A 7,375-nucleotide genomic window follows, 5' to 3' on the forward strand; every position below is an offset into this window, starting at 1 on the left:
GAGTTCTCGTTAAAAATCATCAAACTGTGAGCGCGAATCCCTTAAAATCGCTAAGATTATTAATATAACTTAAAACTTTTTATCACTAATTGATTCCCTTGATTCAATCTGAAACCCTAGAACTACTAGAATGGTCACGCTTGTGCCAGCACTTGTCAACTTTTGCTGCCACTAAATTAGGTGCTGTCGCATCGAGACACATTACAATTCCAACGAGCCAAGCCGAAAGTGAAGAATTATTGGCGCAAACCAAAGAAGTGTACGAACTTGAAAGCCGTATTTCTAATGGCTTGCCGTTCGATGGTATTCAAGATATTGGGGATTCTCTAGAACGCGCGCAACTCCAAGGTATTTTAGCTGGTGATGAACTTTTAGCAATTGCTACAACTTTATCTGGGGCACGTAATTTACGACGTGTAATAGATAACCACGAAGATTTACTTGTATTAACTAGTTTAGTTTCTGAGTTACGAACTTATCCTGAAGTTGAGCAGGAAATTCATCGCTGTATAGACGAGCGTGGACAAGTTACTGACCGTGCGAGTCAAAAACTAGCTGATGTTCGCGTCGATTTACGTAAAACCCGCAGTCAAATTAATCAAAAGTTACACAATATTATACAAGTCAAGTCGAACGCACTTCAAGAAAATATTATTACTCAGCGTGGTGATAGATTTGTTATCCCTGTTAAAGCATCCCACAAAGACGCGATACCAGGTATTGTTCACGATACTTCAACGAGTGGTTTGACGTTGTACGTTGAACCAAACTCAGTTGTACCGATGGGAAACCAACTGCGACAACTCACTCGCAAGGAAGAAATTGAAGAAGAAGCTATTCGGCGCGATTTAACTCAGCAAGTTGCTACTATACAACCAGATTTAGAAAGGTTACTCGTAATTGTTACGACTTTAGATTTAGCAACGGCAAAAGCACGATACGGTTATTGGCTCAAAGCCAACCCACCGCGCTTTATTAAACCAGAAGAAGAAAAAATTACCCTCAGACAATTACGTCACCCTTTGTTAGAGTGGCAACATCAGCACGAACAGGGACATGCTGTAGTTCCAGTAGATTTACTTGTACAGCCCGAAACGCGCGTTGTTACAATTACAGGGCCTAACACAGGTGGAAAAACAGTAACACTAAAAACTCTGGCTCTTGCTGCATTAATGGCGAAGATTGGAATGTTTGTGAGCGCGCGTGAACCTGTGGAGTTACCTTGGTTCGACTTGATATTAGCTGACATTGGCGACGAACAATCGTTACAGCAAAGCCTATCAACATTTTCGGGACACATTCGCCGTATTAGTCGAATTTTAAACGAACTCAGCACGACTCACTCAGCACGACTCACTCAGCACTCATCACTTATTCTTCTAGATGAAGTAGGCGCCGGAACAGACCCAGCAGAAGGAAGTGCTTTAGCGATAGCGTTGCTAAGGTATCTTGCTGACCATGCACAGTTAACGATGGCAAGTACACACTTTGGCGAACTTAAAGCGCTTAAGTATGAAGATGAACGGTTTGAAAATGCTTCGGTGGAATTTGACGATGCTACACTGTCTCCAACTTACCGTTTATTATGGGGAATTCCCGGACGTTCTAATGCGCTTGCAATTGCCCGTCGTTTAGGTTTAAAAGCTGAAGTGGTAGAAGCTGCGAGGCAAGAAATAGGGGGTGCAAACGACGAAGTAAACTCTGTTATCGCAGGGTTAGAAGCACAGCGTCGGCGCCAAGAAACTTCTTCTGCTGAAGCTCAAAAGTTATTACAGCAAGCAGAAACTTTATATAAACAAGTTTCAGAAAAAGCTACATCTTTAGAAGAACGCGAAAAATCTTTAAAGGAAAAGCAAGAAGTTGCTGTACAACAAGCTATAGCTCAAGCCAAAGGTGAAATAGCTCAAGTCATTCGGCGCCTACAAAAAGGCACCCCAACTGCACAAGATGCTCAAATTGCCACAAGCAACTTGAATCAAATTGCTGACAAATTTATATCAGCAAGAGCTACTGAAAAACCGAAGGTTGGGTTTATGCCCAAAGTCGGCGACCGCATACGCATTTCCAAGTTGGGACAAACTGCCGAGGTGATAACAGCACCCGACTCTGACGGGGAGTTAAATGTTCGTTTTGGCATTATGAAAATGACTGTAAAGCTTTCTGACATTGAATCTCTTGATGGTCAAAAAGTCGAGCCAGCAGTCAAACAAACACGTAACACAAGTGGGGCACCTGTTGAACCACCCCCACAAGAGGCGCCAAACATTCGCACTTCCAAAAATACATTCGACCTACGTGGAAAAAGAGTATCTGATGCCGAGATAATTTTGGATAAAGGAATTTCAGAAGCAGCCGGACCAATATGGATTATCCACGGACACGGAACAGGTAAACTGCGTGAAGGCGTTCATGCTTACTTAAAGCAACACCCAAGAGTCAAGCGAATTGAACCCGCAGCACAAGCAGACGGTGGCACTGGTGTTACTATTGCTTATGTTTAAAGAGTGCTGAGTGCTGAGTGCTGAGTGCTGAGTGCTGAGTGAAGTTAGAAGTTAGTAGTAGAGACGCGATTAATCGCGTCTCTACGAGTTAGGAGTTAGAAGTTACTACTCAGCACTCATAACTCAGCACTCAGCACTCATAACTCAGCACTCTAAATAAAGATTTGCTGACAAAAAATTATTTCTGGAAGGACTTGTCAAAAGTAACATTTTTTGCCTTTATAAAGTTTGCTATTAACTGTTAGTAAGGTGCGTGACGCTAGAATGCTTGCGCTTTGTTTTTAGATTGTTATAGCGTCACACACCCTACTCATTACAATCAGGCATTGAGGCGGTAGACAATTTTGTACTTACGTGCTGGCATTTGCTTATACTATGCATAGACCCCTATCCCGTTTTCATGACTATAAACGCAGGATAAATCTTTTTACCAGTGCTTTTACAGACTCTTGTTTTCGTCTTAGAGTTAAGACATTCATGACAAACGCTGTTGTCCAAATTGCTTAAATGGACACTTGGCTGTACTTTAGAGGGGGGAAACCAATCTGAACTGCCGAGAGTCTGGTTTCAAAATGGGTAACAGCAATAGCCCTACCAGCCCGATCACCTATGCTAAAAGTTATGCAACCTGCCGCCAATTCTCCAAATCCGACTTCACAGTGGGAGGACTTAACCCAAATAGGTGCCCCCAACTCCGTAGAGTGGGACAATATTAAAGCCCAATTGGACTTAGTATTGTTGGCGCTAGAAACGTTGACTGGCATTGGCTCTGAAGCTATGCTTACTGCTGCCATTGACTTGGGTTTAGAGTCGAAAGTGCCAGACCGTGTAGCGCTGTGGCGCCTACGTCAGTCCAACCCACTACGTAAAGGTACTGGAGGACGGAAAAAGCTTGATGTCGAAGAAGCGCGTTCACTAGTTCTGATTATTTGTCATTTGGCAAAACAACACCAAGAATTGATTCGGCGTGCTGTAAGCTTACTTGAACAAATGGCAGAAACAAACCGTGAACCTCATACTTCTGCCCTATTGGGAGATTATATTGATGCTTTTTGCAACACTTACCAAGAGCGGATGGAGGAAGACGGGGCAATATCCACAGATTTACTTACCCGCTTGGCGCTGAAATTGCTAGTTGATTTACTATTTTATAGCGGTCCTGGTGGACATCGCCGTCTTTGGCTTGCGCTTATTGACCGTTCAACAAAATTTTAGATTTTAGAAGCAGCGCGATTTTAGATTGTATGAACAAGCACAATAAAAAATTGTAAATCTAAAATCTAAAATTCAAAATTCATAGTCCCCATTGCATTTTTTGCTATGCCTCTATCAAATTCTGTCATCCGTCGCTATACACCGCCGACTTGCACCCTTGAAGTAAGCGCACTTTCCTCACCATTGTCACAGTGGATGGGTAAATCAGTTCTAAAGCAGCTTCGCTTCGAGCTTCGCTTTGATGACCCGCGACTACCAGAAGACCAGAGGATTGCAATTCGAGGCAATCGTGAGCAACTTGAAGCTTTATGTTATGCAGTGACAGGTTATGTTCAAGAGTTTTTGCTTGCTCAACCTGATAAATTTTGGTCGAGTTACAACAACAGTGACGATGTGACTCAAACTTTTAACAATACTGAGGCGCCACAAGATGTTCATAATTCTTCGATGCGGCTCTCAACTTTAGGAAAACCCTATAATACCAACAATACAGAGTTTCCTAAATCCGATATTTATATACAACCTAGCGGATATCTATCACATAATTTATTTCTTGGAAGTCTTGCTTCTGGGTTTTCATCCGGGTTTGTCAAGCTGAGTTTATTACAATTATTTGATTTAGCATCTGCCCTTGATGAGTACTCAAATGATGTTGTCGCTTTACCGAATCTTAACCCTCATCGTAGTACTACGAGTCGAATTCCAACTTGGGCGCCAATTGCAGCAGTTGTTGCCTTAGCGTTAGGTTTAACACCCTTTACATTGCAGTACGCAAACCGCGCGCGAAATCAGCAGTCTCAACAAACAGCAGCAAAAGCTCCAGAAGAAAAAATAGCGCTGCAAACTCCATTACCTGTACCTGCAAATACACCAACACTGTTACAAACACCACTCGATACTCTGCCGTCAATAACAGGACTACCTACTCCTCCATCTGATTCAGTTAGTAGTGCTAATTTACAAGTTCCGAATGTTGTGCCAACTCCAGGCGCTAATTTAAATACACCAACTTTGCCCGGCGTAACAGGAGCAGGCTCACCCAAAACTTCAACACAGTTACCTTCAAACTTAGGGGCGCCGACAGCAGGGCAGTCAGGAACTAACTTTAATTTCCCAACCAACTTACCATCGGGAAGTACATTTACAATACCAGAAGCAGCAAATCCTAAAGTTCCTACAACTTCGACGGGTAAAACACCCTCAATCAAATTACCAGACTCGATAGCATTGCAGCCACCAAATATCACTACGAGAACTACACAGACAAATAAGCCTAAAACAACTGCTAGTGCAAGAGGAAATATATCATCTAGCAGCCTGCCTTCAACATCATTTTCAACATCACCTCCAACAGATACATTACCGTCGATATCATCGCTACCAACAACGCTAGAAGAACCACGTCCTGCAACTCCACCAAAAGCGACTAACCGAACTTCTAACGATGGAGGTAGTCCATTATTAAGCCGTTTGCGCGAAGCTCGTGATGGTTCCAGACAAGTAGCTACAGCTAGTAATAGAACTACTGCTACTAACAATATCTTTGATACACCTCAAATTGCAGAAGCCCGCACTGCATTACGCGCACGTTGGCAACCACCGCAAGGTTTAAAACAAACTTTAGAATACAGTTTGTTGCTTGGGGTTGATGGTTCCATCGAACGTATTTTACCTTTAGGCAAGGCAGCGCGCGACTACATTGACCGTACAGGAATGCCATTAATTGGCGAACAGTTTGTATCACCCAACCGTAATGGGCAGTCTGTCCGCATTCGTGCTATCTTCAGTCCCGACGGCAAAGTTCAAACTTTCCCAGAAAACGACTAATACATTTTCCAGAAAACCTGTAGGATAGGCGTCCCGCCTGTCCATCTGTTTTTTATCTTTTTGTCTATTTTTTAATTAGGCAGTGTCAAACATTTTCTTGTGAACCAATGGTTCACATTTGCCCAAACTACAATCCTATTCTTTCAATAAACAGGCGCCAACTACAGGGTAAGCGCATCTCAAATGCTATTGACAAGCGGGTTTAGAAGTCTCATGATTATGAGATAAGCAAGCAGTAAGAACCGTTAACATATAGTTATTGTCCATAGCAGCTCGATTTGATTTCTGACGATTGCTACGCTTGACCGATTGCTCTAAATTAAGTGCATTAAGTGCTATACGTCGCAGCAATGACAAGTTTTGTGGAGCATGACCATTACGAACACGACATGCATCTTCATTGAATGTAACGTCCAAAGTCCAATGTAAACTATTCTCAACACCCCAATGTAAACGAATAGCTCGTGCTAGTTTACGAGCATCACAGTCTAAACTAGTTAAATAAAACTGAACTTCACGGGTTGTTTTATTCCATAGATGTCTTACCCGTATAACCCTGCGGGTTCGGCAGTTCGACGGGACGGAAACCGACACCTCCGACTGCACTCACCATAACAACGCATTTAAGACCTATCCAATCTGAATAATTGTGTCAATGCCAATTCGCAATTCGCAGTTCGCAATTCGCAATTAAGACAAACAGTGTGGGCTTGTACCCAGCATACAATTAATTAATTAGCAATTCTTAATTCGCATTTTCAAATGCGAATTGCGAATTGCGAATTGCGAATTGTTAGGTAAAGGTGGTAGTTGAGGAATAGGAACACACCAAACTTGTCTTTTTTCAGTGCGATGATGACCTTTTTCTATTCTTTCATCATAACTATTAATTATACCTTCAAACCCTAGAGATAAATGCTTTTCAAACCAGTCTTTAACTTGTGCATGAAGTGTAGGATGATTTCCTTTAAGTGCTAAAATATAATCAGCTTTTGAATTATAAATCTGAGATGCAATGGCAGTTTGCGTACCCATCGCATCAATAGTAATAATACATCCTGCTAGCTCTAATAATTCTAACAATGCAGGAATCGCAGTGTCTTGAAAAGTTTTGCGCCGGGAAACCCGGACGCGCAAACTTTTCGCTGATTTCATTAGATTTATCGGCGACTTTCACTTGTCCCAAAACGAGGCGATGCTGACTTGACCAAGCGCTAACCAAATGTAAAGCTGATTTTCCCTGCTCTCTGTCGTAGGAACCTTTTAGAGTTTTACCATCAATCGAAATTACTTGGGCGCCAACTGTTTCAACTATTGACTTAACCCATGTTTGAAAGCATTGTTCAAATATTTTTGGGTTAATACGTTCAAATACTCGTCTAAATGTATCGGCACTCGGTATTCCCCAAGTTAAATCTAAAAACTCTTTTAACCAATCGTATTTACTTAATCCATAATTTTCCATATCTTCCCATCCTCGACCTCCAGCAATCACTGATAATATCCCAATGATTAAAATATCTGTCTTGCGAAGTTTGGCGCTCCGGAAGCCGACACCGCCAACTTCGCGCTGTTAATGAATGATAACGGGTTCTTTCCACGCGCGGGTCTTTTATATTGCTAAAAATTGATTTTATTTTTTCTGTTAGTGCAGCCGCACTAGCTATACTTAAAGTATTAGAACTTTTAGTAGTAAGATTCTCTGATTTGAAGCCCAATACCATGAAACTGCCCTTGTCATAATAGATGCTTTACTTTTAACTTACTACTATAGCAATCCTAAATCATTTGTGAAAAATCACAGTTGTTGGTATGCTGAAGTTTAGCAATAC

At 41.9% G+C, this 7,375-nt stretch carries 3 protein-coding genes and 1 pseudogene; 3 read left to right on the forward strand and 1 reads right to left on the reverse strand.

The window, feature by feature from the left end; translation table 11 throughout:
- Positions 1–98: 98 nt before the first annotated feature.
- From AC2JBO_RS22330 to AC2JBO_RS22340, 3 genes are all read left to right on the forward strand, one after another.
- A complete protein-coding gene (locus AC2JBO_RS22330; RefSeq protein WP_496955851.1) occupies positions 99–2,501 on the forward strand; it encodes an endonuclease MutS2 in 2,403 nt (800 codons plus the stop codon).
- A gap of 609 nt (positions 2,502–3,110) precedes the next feature.
- A complete protein-coding gene (locus tag AC2JBO_RS22335) occupies positions 3,111–3,716 on the forward strand; it encodes a DUF3038 domain-containing protein (RefSeq protein ID WP_496955852.1) in 606 nt (201 codons plus the stop codon).
- A gap of 105 nt (positions 3,717–3,821) precedes the next feature.
- Positions 3,822–5,543, forward strand: a complete 1,722-nt coding sequence (locus AC2JBO_RS22340) for a DUF4335 domain-containing protein (protein WP_496955853.1) — start codon at positions 3,822–3,824, stop codon at positions 5,541–5,543.
- A gap of 186 nt (positions 5,544–5,729) precedes the next feature.
- Here AC2JBO_RS22340 and AC2JBO_RS22345 read toward each other — a convergent pair.
- Positions 5,730–7,267: pseudogene (locus AC2JBO_RS22345) on the reverse strand (ISAs1 family transposase).
- Between the last annotated feature and the right edge of the window lie 108 nt (positions 7,268–7,375).

This window comes from Calothrix sp. CBUCES-K 9914 (assembly GCF_059640475.1).

What these genes read in the sequence shown, in the direction of transcription:
- AC2JBO_RS22340 (WP_496955853.1), top strand. Translation starts at nt 3,822, where the DNA reads ATGCCTCTATCAAATTCTGTCATCCGTCGCTATACACCGCCGACTTGC.
- AC2JBO_RS22335 (WP_496955852.1), top strand. Translation starts at nt 3,111, where the DNA reads ATGCTAAAAGTTATGCAACCTGCCGCCAATTCTCCAAATCCGACTTCA.